Here is a 14,667-nt window from a genome sequence, read left to right as displayed (position 1 = left end):
CTCCGTCATCAAAAGCTTTTGGCCAGTGTCAGCTTGAAGTTCCGGCCTGCCGCAGGCCGGGTCGACAGGCGCGGGGTAAAGGTTTTGTCAAAGACGTTCTCGATGCCAAACCGCACCTCTGCACCCTGCAGCGCCTCAGGCCGCCAGGTTGCACGCAGGTTATGCGCCACAAAACCGGGGCTGACCGCGCCGCCCTCGTCATACCTGCGGTTGGCAACAGCTTCCCAGCTCAGGTTCAGACGCTCCCCGAAATTCCGCCCCACGGTCAGGCGCAGACTGTCGGCAGGGTTTTCGGCCCAATCGACAACTGCACCATCCTCGCGCAGCGCATTGCCATTTGAGATATGGGCGTTCAGATCCACATAAAGACCGCTCTGCAGGGTATATGCCGCCTCCAGCTCCAGCCCCTGCCGGTCCACCTCGATCACACCGGTGCCGGGTGGCATGCTCCCAAAGGAGGTCGCGTCCCACAACAGCGTGTCATAGGCCACGGCCTTGAAGGCCAGGCTGTCACCGGTGGCGAAAACATCCAGCGCGTCATAGGACACACCAAATTCCCAAGTGCGGGCTTTCTCGCTTTGCTGCATAAAGACCGGATTGCCCAGATCGTCGATGATCGGCAGATTTTCGGTATAGGCGGCGCTTCCAAAAACCGCCCAGCCGTTCGGGAATGCGTATCGCACCGACAGCCCACCCATCAGGGCCGAATTGTCAAACTGCCCATTATTGGGCGCGGTCGATCCCTGAATGTCGGATGTTTCGAACCGCAGCGCGGGCGTGATCGTCCACGCCTCGCCGATGCGCATCTCGTTGATCGCATAGATCGCCATGCGATTATCCGTGCCACCGGGCGCTGACGCCGCATCCAGCCTCTCGCGGCGGATGAATTCGATCCCTGTCTGAGGCGTGTGATCCACCTGACCGGTCTGAAACAGCGACGTGTTGCGGATACGGAAGGTTGTGGTTTCATATCGGTGATCGGCATCCAGGAACGGGATCGGCGGGCCAAAACCGACAGGCGTCTGGGTGATCTCCTCGTCGGAATAGGTCAGCTCGACATCCAGATCGATCAGGTCATTGCCCATCGGGGTATAGCTGTATCTCAGCGCCGCAACGCGGTTCTGGATGAACCGATCCACGTTCCCGAATGTCGTCAGGCCGAAACTGTCATAGGGCACATCGCGCTGATCCGATTGGGTATCGGACAGACTAAAGCTCAGCGCATGTTCGCGATTGTTCCCGAACGTATAGCGCGCTTTGAAAAGCCAGGAGGGATCATCGATATCGCCCGCTGCAGGATTGATCGGGGTGCCGGTCCCGTCCTCTTGCACACCCAACGTCCGTCGGGTGTAATTCAGCAAAAATTCCAGATCGGTGGTTGGCTGCCACGCCAAGGTAGAGGAGCTGGTGATCCCATCCCCGTTTGAGGAAAACTCCAGAACCTGGTTCAAGGCCAGCCCCACATCCCCACCTGTGAAATCCGAGGCGTCCTTGGTCTCCAGCCGCACAACACCGCCCACAACGCCAGACCCATAGGAGAAACTGCCCACCGTCCCGCGCAACACCTCGACTTCGCGGTAAAGGAAGGGGTCCGTGAACAGCTGTGTGCCAATCCGATAAAGCTCTTCACTTCCTTTGGTGGCGCCATCGACCTGGATCAGGATCTTCTGGTCGGTGCCAAATGTGCCATTGGCCCCAAAGCCGCGCAGATTGATGCCAGAACCGGCCGCCGTTGCGCCGTTCACCAATGTCACGCCAGGCACCGAATCGATCAACTCTGCCACGGTTCCGGCCTGACGGTCCGAGATTTCCTCCTGATCGACGATGGTTTGGGATGTCGCGGTGTCGGTCTGCACCTCCCGCTTACTTTCGCCCAGGAGAACCGTGCCCAGGAAATCTCCTTCTTGCGCATGGGCCGCCCCGGTCCAGCCCAACACAAAGCAAACTGCGCCTGTGCGCACCATATGGATGCGTGTCTTCAACATTTCGATCCCTTGTTTTCAGCATAGCTGAACCCGGGCTTGCGAAAGGCTGGCGCGGTCTGGCTTTTACGTGAATTTTCTGTTCGCCGCAGATGGCGTATTGATTAGGTAGCGAATCCTTACTAAAACTGTCAACAATGATTTGGATGTCTGGTCCAAACGCAGCCACGCCCGCGATGCGGGACGCAGCTACCTTTCTCAAACCTCAGTGACCCGAAGGGAATGCCATGACTGTGCAGGCTGTTCTTGCCCCATCCGATATTCGCGCCTTCCGCGAAGACCATGCCAATATGCGTGAACGCGACGTGGCCGATAAACTCTCCATTTCCGAAGCGCAGCTGATGTCGGCCTTCACTGGCCACGGCGTGACGCATATTCCGGCGCATCCAGATCAGGTGATGGAGATCGCCCAAACGCTGGGTGAGGTGATGGCGCTTACCCGCAACCCGTCCTGCGTGCACGAAAAGGTGGGGGTTTACGACAATTACCATTCCGGCAGCCATGCCACGATGATCCTGAACGAAGAGATCGACCTGCGCATGTTCCCGCGTCATTGGAAACACGCCTTCATGGTCGAAAAGGAAACCGAAACCGGCCTGCGCCGCAGCCTTCAGGTGTTTGATGGGGCAGGGGATGCGGTCCACAAGATTTTTCTGCGCGACGGCTCTGACATCGCGGCCTGGGACGCGGCGAAAACACGGCTGGCGCTGGCAGATCAGCCCGAGATTATCGAGGTTGCCGCACGCACTCCGGTCGAAGCCGCCAAGGCCGATCCTGCCAAAGCCGGCCGCTTGCGCGCCGAATGGGAAAAGATGACCGACACACATCAATTCCTGCGCCTGTGTTCCAAGCTTAAGATGAACCGCCTGGGTGCATACCGGATCGCGGGGGCCCCGTTTGTGCGTGCGCTGGCCCCCGGATCTATTGACACGATGCTGCACCGGTTGGCGCAGGACGGCACGCCGGTCATGATCTTTGTCGGCAATCAGGGCTGCATCCAGATCCATGCCGGGCCGATCAATACGCTGAAACCGATGGGCCCCTGGCAGAATGTGCTAGATCCCGGCTTTAACCTGCATCTGAGGCTGGATCACGTGGCCGAGGTTTGGGCCGTGGACAAACCCACCCAACGGGGCCCGGCCTTGTCGGTCGAAGCCTTCGATGCAGAGGGAGGTTTGATCTTCCAGATTTTTGGCATCGCAAAAGACACAATCGACAGCCGCCCTGACTGGCGCAAACTGGTCGATGCCCTGCCGGACCGGGAGGACGCCTGATGCTGACACGTCGGACATTCGGTCTTGCGCTGGGGGCTGCGGCCTTGGCCCCAACGGTTGGTCACGCGGTCCCCGCACGTGTGCTGTCGATTGGTGGAGCGGTCACCGAAACCGTTTTCGCGCTGGGCCAGGGCCACAGACTTGTGGCGCGCGACACCACCTCTACCTTCCCGGAGGCCGCGACCACCCTGCCGGATGTGGGCTATGCCCGTGCGCTGGCCCCCGAAGGAGTGCTCAGCGTGAACCCCGAACTGATCGTCGCCGAAGAGGGCGCAGGTCCGGTCGAGACGATCGACATCCTGCGCGCCGCCGACATCCCCTTCGTGATCGCGCCTGACGCCTATTCCGCCGCGGGCGTGGCCGAAAAGATCCGCGTGGTCGGAGGCGCGCTTGATGTGGCAGATCGTGCCGAGGCGTTGGCACAGGAGGTTTTGGGCGACATCGCGGCTGCCCAGGCTCTGTCACCGAAGGAGGAGCGCAAACGCGTGCTCTTTATCCTCTCCGCACAAGGCGGACGCATCCTGGCCTCGGGCAGCGGCACCGCAGCGGACGGCATGATCGCGCTGGCGGGGGGCGAAAACGCAATCACAGAATTCAGTGGCTACAAACAGCTCAGTGACGAGGCGGTGGCCGCCGCCGCTCCGGATGTCATCCTTATGATGGATCGCGGCGGTGATCACGGCGCACCGGATGAGGTTTTGCTAAACATGCCTTCGATCCTGCCCACACCGGCAGCGCGGGACGGTGCGGTGATCCGGATGAATGGCCTTTACCTGCTGGGCTTTGGACCGCGCACTGGGCAGGCGGTGCGCGATCTTAACACCGCGCTTTATGGGAAAGCCTGATGGTATCGCTCAGCGAAACAGCGGCCCCGGCAGATCGCCGGCAAACGGCCCGCGCCGCGCATCTGTGGCTTTTGCTGCTGCTTGGGGTAAGCGCGCTGGCAAGCCTGGGCATCGGCGCATCTGGCGTGTCGCTGTGGGCTACGCTGGGCAAGCTTGCCACCGGCGACGCACTCAGCTTGTCGGAGCGCGTTGTCCTGATGAATATCCGCCTGCCCCGTCTGATCACCGGCATTGCCGTGGGCGCGGCATTGGCGGTGTCGGGTGCGCTTATGCAGGGGCTGTTCCGCAACCCGCTTGCCGATCCGGGTATCGTGGGTGTCAGCGCGGGCGCGGGTCTGGGCGCGGTCACGGCCATTGTTCTGGGCCCGCTTCTCCCGGTGACTCTATTCGGCCCGGCGCTTTTGCCTCTGGCCGCTTTCATCGGGGCGTGGGCGTCAATGCTGTTGCTTTACCGCGTGGCGACCCGGGCGGGGCGCACATCGGTGGCCACCATGTTGCTGGCGGGTATCGCCCTGGCCGCGCTTGCGGGCGCCATTTCGGGCCTTATGGTCTATCATGCCGATGACGACCAGTTGCGCGATCTGACTTTCTGGCAGTTGGGATCGCTGACCGGTGCCTCATGGTCCAAGATAGGCATCGTCGGGCCGGTCATCCTGATCGCGATACTGCTGGCCCAAACGCTGGGACGGGGCCTCAATGGTCTGGCTCTGGGCGAGGCCGCGGCCCACCATATCGGCATAGAGGTGCAGCGTACCAAGACGAGCGCGATTCTCTGCGTTGCGGCGGCCACTGGCGCGGCGGTCGCCATTTCCGGTGGCATCGGCTTTATCGGTATCGTCGTGCCGCATCTGTTACGCCTGGCCACTGGGCCGGATCACCGGATGTTGCTTGTGAACTCGGCTCTTCTGGGAGCAAGCCTGCTGCTTTTGGCCGATGTCATCAGCCGGGTCGTCATTGCTCCTGCGGAACTGCCCATCGGCATCGTCACCGCCGTTCTGGGGGCGCCAGTTTTCATCTGGATCTTGCTGAGACAACGGGGGGTCGTTGACCTATGAGCTTGAGCGCATGCGCCATAACCGTCTCACTTGGCCGAAAACAGGTTCTACACGCCGTCGATCTGACCGCCCGGCCCGGGCAGATAACGGCCATTGTCGGCCCCAATGGGTCCGGCAAATCTACGCTTTTGCGCGCCCTTTGCGCGGATGTCCCGTATGGCGGGCAGATCACGATCAACGGACAGGATGTCAGGGGGCTCAAACCATGGAAGCTGGCCTCTCTGCGCGCCGTTCTTCCCCAAAGCTCAACGCTGGCGTTTCCTTTTCAGGTCATCGAGATCGTTCGGTTGGGCCTTCAATCGGGCACCAATGCCGAACAGGACGAGATTGCGCATGCGGCCCTCGCGCGCGTGGGGCTTGCGGGCTATGAGTATCGTTTCTTTCAAGAACTTTCGGGCGGCGAACAGCAACGCGCACAGCTGGCGCGTGCAATATGTCAGGTGTGGCATCCGCTGCAGGATGGATCGCCACGCTGGCTACTGTTGGATGAGCCGGTATCAAGCCTGGACATCGCTCATCAACTGCAGGTGATGGAGATCGCCCGCGGTTTCGCAGCCCGCGGCGGCGGCGTCGTAACGGTAATGCATGATCTGAACCTGACGGCGCGTTATGCCGACGCGCTGGCGCTGATGAAGAACGGCACTTTGGTGGCGCATGGTTCATTGTGCGATGTTCTGACTGATGAAAACTTGTCCAACGCGTATGAGTGTTCTTTGCAAGCGCGGCGAACGCCTGCAGATGGGGGATGGTTCTTGTTGCCGCAAGTGTCGAAAAATTCCCGGTGAAAGGATGCCGACCCGTATCGCTCAGCGACACAGAACCCCAAAACAAGGGTCTTATGAATGGCATCGACCCGGTTGTTGGTGCCACGGGAAACAATTGGCACTCCATCGAAGCTGGTGCGCATGCGTTTGCCGTAGGTTCTGGTCGGTATACCTTTCTTACAAGACGTGAAACTGCGAATGAGCGGGCACACTACCCGGTCATTCAAGCGGCCCGCGAGTGCGGCACATCAGCGAACGGCGGGATTGTCCGCAAGGCGGTCGTTGATCTAAGGCGCAGCGAACGACAGCTTTCAGGCTTGGAGCGGCCTATCGAGGATGCAGACGATCGACTCACAGCTTTCGATGCCTCGCGTGGAATTGCATAGCCTAAAACTGGGCATCGGCAGGCATTGATGCGGTTTTGGGGGAGCAGGTCATCATCTTAAGCCAGACAAGCTCCATGCCCGCCTGTAATCATTCCCTAGTCTGGTTCTCTAGCGTGGACCAGCCGAGTTCTGTTTGGAATCAACTAATGCGTGGCAGTGGGTGGCGATTTCGAACAACCTGTAGACTGTTCGATATACGAGGTGGGACATGACGGCACGAAGTTCTGTTGGGGTTGTCGGCGGCGGCCTCATTGGCATGAGTTGGGCCAGCCTTTTCCTGGCGAAGGGCTGTGATGTGGTGATCGTTGATCCCGATCCCGCGACCAGTGGAAGGTTTGATGCTTTTCTCAATGATGCATGGAGCAACCTGTCCATGTTGGGTTTAGCCCGGCAAGACAAGCCATCAACCCCGATAATCACGCAAGACTATGCTGCGCTGAGAGACGTGGATTTCGTGCAGGAGAATGGACCTGAGCACCTTGAGATCAAGCGGGCGGTCATTGCTGAGATCGAGAAGGTTGTACGGCCTGATGTTGTCATCGCTTCCAGCACGTCTTCCCTGCGCGCCAGTGACATGCAGGTGGGCGCAACCCATCCCGACCGCATCCTCGTTGCACACCCGATGAACCCACCGCATCTTGTTCCGATGGTTGAGCTGGTGGCTGGCAAACACACTTCAGATAAGGCGCTGGAAGAGGCAGAGGGCTACTACGCGTTGATGGAGCGCGTCACCATCCGTGTGAAGAAGGAAGTACCCGGCCATCTCGCCAACAGGCTTACATCAGCCCTCTATCGGGAAGCTGTCCACCTGGTTGCAGAAGGCATTGCCGACGTGGAGGACATCGACAAGGCGGTTGCGTACGGACCGGGCATGCGTTGGGCCTTCATGGGGCCGCATCTGATATATCACCTGGGGGGCGGGGCTGGCGGATACCGCGGGTATCTCGATCATCTCGGCCCAACGCAAGAGCACCGGTGGAAGAGCCTCGGAACTCCAAAACTCGATGATGACACCAAGGCCGCGCTTGTCGCGGGTGTAGAGCGTGAACTTGAGAAGCAAGATGAAGCAACCCTCGTTGAGCGGCGTGACGCGGCGCTGGTTGAGCTGCTAAGGCTCAAGGCATCGTATGATCTGTAAGGCAGTCTTCTTCGGACCACGCATTGATTTGAAGGCGTTGCGATACGGTCCATGTGTTCATAACGTAATCACCTGATTTTGCAGTTCTGCCACGGCGCGATCGCGCTCCTCGATGGCCTTTTTCATGCGGTATTCCATGCGCTTGGCGGCGATCTTCGCCTCGTCTGCGCTGCGTTTAAGGATGGCCACCTGATTGTGCAGCCGGCTGATCGTGGCACCCTGATCGCCCTGCGTGGCCTCGTCATACTTCTCCTGCAGGTATTCCAGCGCCCGCTTCTGGTTGGTGATTGTCTTCTCGGCCTCTTCCAGATCGATGCGCAGGCCGCGCACCTCCTCCTTGAGGGCCTCCTCGGTCAGGTCATCGACGTCGTCGTCGTACTCAGCCGGCTCATCGGCCGCCTGATTTAAGTGGGCCAATGACGGGCCAGTGGGCCGCTGTTCCGAAGTGGCCAAAGAGTGGCCAGTGGCCGGCTTGACTTCTTTAGCGGACTGATCCTCATGGAAATAAGCATCGACCTCGTCTGGAATTTCAGGGGTCAAGTCAGATGCCGGTTTGATTTGGCCCATGACCTTTTCATACGCCTCATCATTGGCGGCGCGCTCTGCTTGTTCAGCCGCCCAGGCAGCCTCCTCGCGCTCCTTCTCGATCTCTTTCCACTTGGCATGGATGCCCCGGATCGTGCGGGGATTGCCGCGCTGCCGGGCCTCTTCAAACTGGTCGGCATTGGCTGCGGCCCACATGGCGGCGGCGCGGTCGTGGCGGTCGATCGGGGAGCCATCCGCTGTGTCAAGTTGACACAGCGCAATCCACTCTCCGAACTCGCGATCGCCCTTAAACAGGGCCCGCCCCTCGTTCAGGGCAAGACCATAGGCAAGCCAGCCGGCGATCGTCAGCTCCTCCCCCTTTCCCTTATTCTCCAGGCCCTTGCGCGCCCTCTCTGCGATAGCATCGAGGCGGTATGATTTCTCATTGTGTCCCATTTCTGTCATGTCAGTTGCTCCTTTTTTGCTTTGAAATTGTTCCGGAGGGGATGGGCGCAGCGGACTGCATTCTCTCCAACCGCCGTCAGCGCAAATTCAGGTTGGATTGGGTTGGTAACCGTGCAGTTGGCGGTTTTGGGGTCAGCGTTACCGTCGTTACCCCCTGTAAGGGGGTGGTAACGGACGTAACGGCAGCATGACCGCGTTACAGAGCGTGAATGGTAACGGGAGGTAACGGACGGAACGGTCACTTTTTGCACCTCCAAACCCAATCGTTGGAGATGCAGACGATGTTCTTCTCTTCCAGGGCTTTCTTTGCAACGGAGAACGCCTTGCGTTGAGCGCTCTCGCTGTCGCCGTTCGACAAACGCCGTTGGTCGCAAAACTCGTGCCAGACACTCACTGGCACACAGGGCTGGTTGCGGGGGAAGGGCTCGCCGTCTCGGACTTCACCCTTAGCCTTCAATGCATCTTCCAACGCCAGCAGGGCATTGTTCTTTTGTGCACTGAGCTTGGGGCCTTCTTTGACTGGATCAGTCTGGACGACGACCGCTGACGTGACCGGTTCACCGTCTTCGTCGGGTCCGATTTCCATACCACGGAGGCGATAGGCGAACACCTTGTCGGCCGGCATATCCCGCTGCTTGGTGATCTGTGCCATGGTAACGTTGCGCTTGCGTTCCAAATGGATCTCGGTATCCACCGCCGCGCGCAGGCTGCCGCTGCCGCGCGCGCCCTTCGAGGGATCCTTGCCACTGTGATGGATGACCATGATATGCGCGCCGGTTGCGGTGCGGATCTTGTCCAGGCTGCGTACAAACGCGCCCATATCGCGGGTGGTGTTTTCATCGCCGTCGCCCATGGTGCGTGCCAACGTGTCGATGACGACCAAGTCTATCGACAGAGGCAGCGCGTCCAAGGCCCTCACCAGTTCCCGGGCATCTGTGGACGTACAAAGGTCCAGCACTGACTGCAGAAGTGTGAAACTGCGCCGCCTTTCAGCCTTCTCGACCAGGTCTGGACGCTGCCTGCGGATTGCTTCGATCCTGTTGTGCAGGCCAGAGCCACCTTCGCTTGCGATATAGACCACGCAGCCAGACGTTTCTGTCGCTGGGGACACCTTGGCGCCGTGCCAGGGAACACACGCGGCCACGTGCATTGCGAGGTCCAACGCGAAGAAGGTCTTGCCCACGTTGCTTTGGCCGTAAACTACGGACGTGGTGCCCCGGTCTATCCAGCCTTTGACGAGGTAGCGTGATGACAGGACAGGCTTAATAGCGTTCAGCGGGCGTAAAGCCTGTTGCAGTTCCTTTGCGCGCCCGCCAGGGCTGTGGGCGTCCGGCGCGGAAATATCATCGAAAAGGCTATCCGGGCTTGCCGCAGCATCAAGGTTGAGAGCATTCATGGCATCACCTTGAAGTGGAGCTCCACAATGAGCAGCGCGGCGTGCTTTGATAAGCCGTGCCTGTTCTGAAGGTGCCGCCTTTGATGATCGAGCGGATTGGTGTATGATATGCTCGTTGGATTTTGCGTCCCTTCGCGATTTTTCATCACTGCTCCGGTTCCGCGCTGCAACGCGGCGCCGGGGCGATTTCCAAGTGAAGTCTTCATGGTGACCTCCTGAAGCGTTCTGGCAGCTGGTGGAGGATGGCCATCGCATCAGGGTCAACCGGCCCATCTATGCGGGCACAGGCCTTGATCAGCGCGTCGCGCGTCAGGAAGTAGCTGAAGCCTCGCCAGACCAGCCCATGCCCGCTCTCAGCTTTCGCTTTCTGGAGGATCCATTGGATGCCCTGCCTGCAGACGATGACGCGCCACCGGGGCGCGAGCCGGCATACAACAGTGTTGTAGTTGTCGTCGCGCTCCCGGCTGCTGAGGGCGCCTTCAGCGTCCGCCTTTGTGATCTTCTCTGACTTCATTTGGTGGCCTCCGAAGAGGCGCAGCCACCCTGAATGAAGGCCTGTATGTCGGACTGCCGAAACCGAGTTGCGGCGCCGATCTTCACGGGCTGCGGGAAGCCGGGCAGGCTCTTAATGTGCCGATAAATCGTGGCGCGGCTTAAGCCACCAAGTTCTCGCGACAGCTCGTCAAGTGTTAGGAGTTTGTCGATTGCTCCAAGACTGTTCATTGCGTCACCCGTTGTCTGTGAGCGAACTGTTTCGCTCAGATGTGATGCAATGAGGCTTGCCGTTTTGTTTTGGGTCTGTCAGTCCAAGCTGAAATCGCTGTTTGACTTGACCCCTAATTATCTAATCGATTTCGATTGAGAATGGCTGTTTGGCTACGACTATTTTGCTGATACAGTTTGCCTGCCTGAAGCATTTCTTCTTTCAGCCTATATGGCGTGTAGTCAGCTCCAGGCATCCCCGCGCAAATTTCTTCCTGCCGTGCTTGCCAGTCTCTCACTGTTTGCCCCGACACATCAAAGGCCGATCGGACTGTTTTATTCGGTGAGCGATCCTCAATTCGCCCCTCACCAACAGCAGCCAAGTAGTAGAGAGCTATCGAGATGCATTTTCTCTCGTCAAACGAGAAGCTGCTTCGACCACGCTTTACGACGTCTTGCAGCAGCGGAGAAGAAATACCAGCGCCCAGATCTTCGGCCACTCGCGCGAGTTCTGATAGCAGGGAAAGTGGCTTGGGCCGCAGATCTTGAACCCCCTGCACCTCAGCTTTAACCACAAAGAAAAGTACCTCAGCAGTCAATGCCCACCATTCGCGCAGCAGCTCACGTCGCAGCTCCTGTAGTTTATCTTTGGTGACACCCGACTTGGGAGACTTCTCGTCACCCAGCTCATGAAACCTATGCTCATTCAATTCACTCCAGCGAAGGAGCAACTCTTCCCACTGGAACTGGAAGTCTTCTGGGTCGTAGGGTTCGCGGCCTTTCATATTTTGCTCCCGAGTTTCAAGACCTCCGCACCCTTGCCGGTGCAAAAGCACGCCCACCGATCCAGCAGGACACGCCGCTGGTCGAGAAAATCTGTCTGTCGATAGGTCCGCACGACCTTGCTGTCAGGGGTGTGCGCGATCATGGCTTCCGCCACCTCATGTGGGGCGTCCGTCCGTTCCGCCAGCCATGTCCTCAGGCTTGTTCGAAAGCCATGGGGCCGCGCATCAAGTCCCCTCCGCTCCATGTGCCGGGACATGGTTGCATCACTGATTATTCCGGCACGCGTTGACGGAAACAGAAAGCCACCTCGCTCATGCGGTTGGGCGAGGTTGATCACGTGAAGGGCTTCGTCTGACAGGGGTACCCGGAACGGCTGCGTCTGCCCTTTGCGCCCCTTCATGTTTTCTGCAGGCACAGTCCATATGTCGCCGTCGATTTGCTCGAGTCGCGCAAACCTGATGGGCTTGGACCTGAGGCCGGTCAGGATCAGCAGGCGAAGAGCAAGGTGCGTGACGGTCGGGTCGGACAGACTTGCGTAGAAAGCCGGCACGTCTTGCCAAGGCAGACTTGGAATGGATGTCGTCACGTGCCTTTGGCGCCCAAGAAGAGCTTTAGCCTTCTCGACTGCCTGAATGTCCACGTCCAACCCCAGCGCCGCCGCGTGCTTGATGACGATATTGAGACGGTCAGCAGCCTTCGTCGCTGTTGCCGCCTTGGCATGCCAGATCGGTTCCAATGCATTCCTGATGTCTCTCTGAGTGATCTCGGTCACTGGCAGCCTGCCAAGTTTGGGAAGAACGTGCAGCTCCAGTGGGCTGAACCAGCGCCCCGCCTTACCGTCGCTTTTGAGTTCAGCTTTTCGGCTTTGGAAGGCGTCCAAGGCGATGTCTGACAGCAGGTTCTGGCTGCGCATTGCGTCTTGCCTCTGCTTTTCTCTGTGCCGGATGGGATCTACGCCTTTGGCCACCAGAGTTCTCTGTTCTGCCGCAAGGTCGCGCGCTTCCCTGAGCGATATTGTCTGTATGCTGCCCAGCCCCATCTCGCGGCGCTTGCCGAAGATCGAATAGCGAAACACCCACTGACCGCGGTCCTTCGTCTGCTTCACAAGACGCAAGCCCTGCCCATCTTCGTGTTTGCCTGGTGGTTTAGTCTTCACCTGTACAGCATTGAGCTTTGGCATGACCTATCCCCCATCCTATCCCCCAGTTGGGATGCGATGCGATAAGATAGCATGAAACGTGATGATCTGTAAGTATCCGCTTTTGCGTATAAATTTATCGATAATCGGCATGTGCTGAAGCGCAAAAAGACCCATGTTCAATGCGCTCCACCCGCACCATTTTTCACTCCTGGAAACGGCCCTTCAACGCAGCAGCAATGCAGCGATCTTGTCAGGCGCCAGCACATCGTCTCCGCAATCGCGGTCATCGGGAAGTTTTTGGCATTCCCGCCAAAGCGCGTTGATCGTCTTGCGCGTGGCAAGACCGTCCAGTTTGCCGGAATAGGCCGAGCGCCGTTTCATATCGCGTTGCAGCACATAGAGAACGAAATTCGGATTGGCGGCGTAAAGATCCTTTGCCTCACTCAGCGTCATTGTCTGGCGCTTGTCAGAAAGTTCCTCTGCCAGTCTTGCATAATTGGCGAGCTGTTTCGTTTTGGCCACGTCGATTGAAAAGTTGTAATGCGCGACCTGATCCGGGGTAAGAAGTGATTGAAAACGCTCAACATATCCGCGCGCCTGTTCCGGGCGTTTGCGGATGTTGTAGCGGTTACCATTGCGGACCAATTGAATGAGGTACTCCAACGCTTCTCGGTTGCCGTCTTCCGCGGCTTTTTCCAGCACCGCGATCGCCTCGGGGCCGCTTGCGCGCATGCTGATTCCCCAGATCCGGCGCTCCGCTTCAAGAATGGCGATGCGGTCCGCATCGCCTGTTTGCGCGGCTTTTTCGGCATATTCGACAAAGCTACGGCGCTGCCGGTGGCCCAGATAGCCATACATCGCCCCCTCGGCCAACGTGGTCCACGCCGATCCGCTTCCCTTCTCGCCGGCATCTTTTAGCAGCGCAACACCCTTGGAGGTGTTCCTTTCGGTCCACATCAGATAGCTGCCATATTCCTCGACCCCGGCGGTTTGCCCGTCCTCCGCGGCGCTTTCAAACAGGGCGCGGGCGGTCTTTACATCTTTTTTCAGCCAATCACCGTAAAGCAGCATCTGACCCAGTGTGACCTTCGCATCCGGGTAACCTTTGTCCACCGCATCTTGCAAAAGCGCGCGTCCCGCCGGGATGTCGCGGTCGAAAACAGTGCCCTGGATCAGCTCTTCGCCCAGAATCGTCTGCGCCTCCAGCGAACCATCGGCAACCGCTTCATCCAGAAGCGACCGAGCGCGCGCGATGTCCTTTGGAACCTGCCAACCCCACATATGGGACTGCGCCAGGGTGATCCGTGCCTGGTTGTTTCCGGCCGCGACGCCGCTTTCCAGCAGGGCCAGCCCCCGGTCGACAAAGCGGGGCAGGAAAACCCCGTCAATCAGGATCTTTCCCAAAATGGCCTGAGCCTCGCTGTCACCCGCATTTGCGATGACATTGAGATATTCAGCCGCCTTGGTCTTCTCCGCCGAAGAGCTGCCACGTGTGACCAGAATCCGCTCGCTGTGCGTGCGCAGCGCGTCGCGGTCTCCGGCCTTGGCGACGTCATCGAATGAGGCGATCTCGGTCGCGTGGGACACAAACGGCGTGCCCAGCGTGACCAGAACCGACAAAACGAGAGCTGTTAACTTGGAACGAGGAAAAATACGCATCTGACACATACCTGACAATGGTATCAACAATAAGCTCAAGCGTGGGTGAACACCGTGAATTAGTCAACGTATTCGGTGCTTTGGGCAGAATTTTAGCGTGCCGCGCCGCGACAATAGCCCTTGTTGGTCGCCCCAATACCTATCTTTTCCACGTCTTTGAGAGTTTGCAGATAAACGAGTTGAGCGACGGATCAGTAGTCTGTCCCATGCTGCCAGTTGCGACAAGTGTTGGTCTTCAACTCGGCAGATCCTAATTCCGACATGGCGACCATGTCAGACACCAGTGCAGCAAAGCAGGCGGTGTTCAAAGCGTTATAAGGCATCATTGTGTTCATGTCTGTATGCCGGTCCGCTTAAAAATTCACCCAAAGGCTGTTTTAAGACATAGTTTACTCGCGTACAGCACAACCCAAAAGAGAATTTGCGTCGGTTTTTGGGCACTAGCTTGACGCAGCTGTGTCTAAGCTGCTCCACTTGAAGTCAGTGAATTGAGTATAAAATCTGCTTGACTGATCGCTTGAAAAAATCTGATCGAACCCAGGACATTAT

The 14,667-nt window shown here is 58.6% G+C and carries 14 protein-coding genes; 5 read left to right on the top strand and 9 right to left on the bottom strand.

The annotated features are described in order from the left end of the window. Positions 1–8: 8 nt before the first annotated feature. A complete protein-coding gene (locus TR61_RS08270) occupies positions 9–1,985 on the bottom strand; it encodes a TonB-dependent receptor domain-containing protein (RefSeq protein WP_082181888.1) in 1,977 nt (658 codons plus the stop codon). Positions 1,986–2,209: 224 nt separating this feature from the next. Here TR61_RS08270 and TR61_RS08265 point away from each other — a divergent pair, with 224 nt between their 5' ends. From TR61_RS08265 to TR61_RS08245, 5 genes are all read left to right on the top strand, one after another. Continuing rightward, positions 2,210–3,256: a hemin-degrading factor gene (locus tag TR61_RS08265; RefSeq protein ID WP_050929481.1), complete on the top strand. Its 1,047-nt coding sequence runs from the start codon at positions 2,210–2,212 to the stop codon at positions 3,254–3,256. Further along, positions 3,256–4,101: a heme/hemin ABC transporter substrate-binding protein gene (locus TR61_RS08260; RefSeq protein ID WP_050929480.1), complete on the top strand. Its 846-nt coding sequence runs from the start codon at positions 3,256–3,258 to the stop codon at positions 4,099–4,101. Before TR61_RS08265 ends, TR61_RS08260 begins: the two co-directional genes overlap by 1 nt. Further along, a complete protein-coding gene (locus TR61_RS08255) occupies positions 4,101–5,156 on the top strand; it encodes a FecCD family ABC transporter permease (RefSeq protein WP_050929479.1) in 1,056 nt (351 codons plus the stop codon). Before TR61_RS08260 ends, TR61_RS08255 begins: the two co-directional genes overlap by 1 nt. Then, positions 5,153–5,941, top strand: coding sequence for a heme ABC transporter ATP-binding protein (locus TR61_RS08250; protein WP_050929478.1), 789 nt, complete (start codon positions 5,153–5,155; stop codon positions 5,939–5,941). Before TR61_RS08255 ends, TR61_RS08250 begins: the two co-directional genes overlap by 4 nt. A 573-nt stretch (positions 5,942–6,514) precedes the next feature. Then, a complete protein-coding gene (locus TR61_RS08245) occupies positions 6,515–7,444 on the top strand; it encodes a 3-hydroxyacyl-CoA dehydrogenase NAD-binding domain-containing protein (protein WP_050929477.1) in 930 nt (309 codons plus the stop codon). Between the two features lie 57 nt (positions 7,445–7,501). On the opposite strand, the gene TR61_RS08240 is transcribed toward TR61_RS08245, so the two are convergent. The 8 genes from TR61_RS08240 to TR61_RS08205 all read right to left on the bottom strand — a co-directional run bounded on the left by TR61_RS08240 (position 7,502) and on the right by TR61_RS08205 (position 14,118). After that, positions 7,502–8,434 carry a hypothetical protein gene (locus TR61_RS08240; RefSeq protein ID WP_050929476.1) on the bottom strand — a complete coding sequence of 311 codons (933 nt, stop codon included), beginning with the start codon at positions 8,432–8,434 and terminating at the stop codon, positions 7,502–7,504. A gap of 238 nt (positions 8,435–8,672) precedes the next feature. Then, entirely contained in the window at positions 8,673–9,830 is a 1,158-nt protein-coding gene (locus TR61_RS08235; protein ID WP_050929474.1) for an AAA family ATPase, read from the bottom strand. Continuing rightward, positions 9,827–10,036 carry a hypothetical protein gene (locus TR61_RS20145; RefSeq protein ID WP_050929473.1) on the bottom strand — a complete coding sequence of 70 codons (210 nt, stop codon included), beginning with the start codon at positions 10,034–10,036 and terminating at the stop codon, positions 9,827–9,829. Before TR61_RS20145 ends, TR61_RS08235 begins: the two co-directional genes overlap by 4 nt. Further along, positions 10,033–10,344 carry a hypothetical protein gene (locus TR61_RS08225; RefSeq protein WP_050929471.1) on the bottom strand — a complete coding sequence of 104 codons (312 nt, stop codon included), beginning with the start codon at positions 10,342–10,344 and terminating at the stop codon, positions 10,033–10,035. Before TR61_RS08225 ends, TR61_RS20145 begins: the two co-directional genes overlap by 4 nt. Beyond that, positions 10,341–10,553 carry a helix-turn-helix transcriptional regulator gene (locus tag TR61_RS08220; protein ID WP_050929470.1) on the bottom strand — a complete coding sequence of 71 codons (213 nt, stop codon included), beginning with the start codon at positions 10,551–10,553 and terminating at the stop codon, positions 10,341–10,343. Before TR61_RS08220 ends, TR61_RS08225 begins: the two co-directional genes overlap by 4 nt. Positions 10,554–10,666: 113 nt before the next feature. Continuing rightward, on the bottom strand, positions 10,667–11,317 hold the full coding sequence (locus TR61_RS08215) for a hypothetical protein (protein ID WP_050929469.1): 651 nt from the start codon (positions 11,315–11,317) through the stop codon (positions 10,667–10,669). Further along, on the bottom strand, positions 11,314–12,498 hold the full coding sequence (locus TR61_RS08210) for a tyrosine-type recombinase/integrase (RefSeq protein WP_050929468.1): 1,185 nt from the start codon (positions 12,496–12,498) through the stop codon (positions 11,314–11,316). The genes TR61_RS08215 and TR61_RS08210 overlap by 4 nt, the downstream gene beginning before the upstream one ends. Before the next feature lie 183 nt (positions 12,499–12,681). Continuing rightward, the gene (locus TR61_RS08205) at positions 12,682–14,118 is read right to left on the bottom strand and encodes a tetratricopeptide repeat protein (RefSeq protein WP_157440861.1); all 1,437 of its coding nucleotides are present in this window, start codon (positions 14,116–14,118) and stop codon (positions 12,682–12,684) included. Between the last annotated feature and the right edge of the window lie 549 nt (positions 14,119–14,667).

This window comes from Aestuariivita boseongensis (assembly GCF_001262635.1).
GTDB lineage: Bacteria > Pseudomonadota > Alphaproteobacteria > Rhodobacterales > Rhodobacteraceae > Aestuariivita > Aestuariivita boseongensis.
The sequence above is the reverse complement of the archived record's forward strand: the minus strand, read 5'-3'. Positions and strand labels throughout refer to the sequence as shown.

Coding starts and splice junctions, on each gene's coding strand:
- TR61_RS08255 (WP_050929479.1), top strand. CDS start 4,101: ATGGTATCGCTCAGCGAAACAGCGGCCCCGGCAGATCGCCGGCAAACG.
- TR61_RS08235 (WP_050929474.1), bottom strand. CDS start 9,830: ATGAATGCTCTCAACCTTGATGCTGCGGCAAGCCCGGATAGCCTTTTC.
- TR61_RS08210 (WP_050929468.1), bottom strand. CDS start 12,498: ATGCCAAAGCTCAATGCTGTACAGGTGAAGACTAAACCACCAGGCAAA.
- TR61_RS08250 (WP_050929478.1), top strand. CDS start 5,153: ATGAGCTTGAGCGCATGCGCCATAACCGTCTCACTTGGCCGAAAACAG.
- TR61_RS08215 (WP_050929469.1), bottom strand. CDS start 11,317: ATGAAAGGCCGCGAACCCTACGACCCAGAAGACTTCCAGTTCCAGTGG.
- TR61_RS20145 (WP_050929473.1), bottom strand. CDS start 10,036: ATGAAGACTTCACTTGGAAATCGCCCCGGCGCCGCGTTGCAGCGCGGA.
- TR61_RS08240 (WP_050929476.1), bottom strand. CDS start 8,434: ATGACAGAAATGGGACACAATGAGAAATCATACCGCCTCGATGCTATC.
- TR61_RS08225 (WP_050929471.1), bottom strand. CDS start 10,344: ATGAAGTCAGAGAAGATCACAAAGGCGGACGCTGAAGGCGCCCTCAGC.
- TR61_RS08270 (WP_082181888.1), bottom strand. CDS start 1,985: ATGTTGAAGACACGCATCCATATGGTGCGCACAGGCGCAGTTTGCTTT.
- TR61_RS08205 (WP_157440861.1), bottom strand. CDS start 14,118: ATGCGTATTTTTCCTCGTTCCAAGTTAACAGCTCTCGTTTTGTCGGTT.
- TR61_RS08260 (WP_050929480.1), top strand. CDS start 3,256: ATGCTGACACGTCGGACATTCGGTCTTGCGCTGGGGGCTGCGGCCTTG.
- TR61_RS08265 (WP_050929481.1), top strand. CDS start 2,210: ATGACTGTGCAGGCTGTTCTTGCCCCATCCGATATTCGCGCCTTCCGC.
- TR61_RS08245 (WP_050929477.1), top strand. CDS start 6,515: ATGACGGCACGAAGTTCTGTTGGGGTTGTCGGCGGCGGCCTCATTGGC.
- TR61_RS08220 (WP_050929470.1), bottom strand. CDS start 10,553: ATGAACAGTCTTGGAGCAATCGACAAACTCCTAACACTTGACGAGCTG.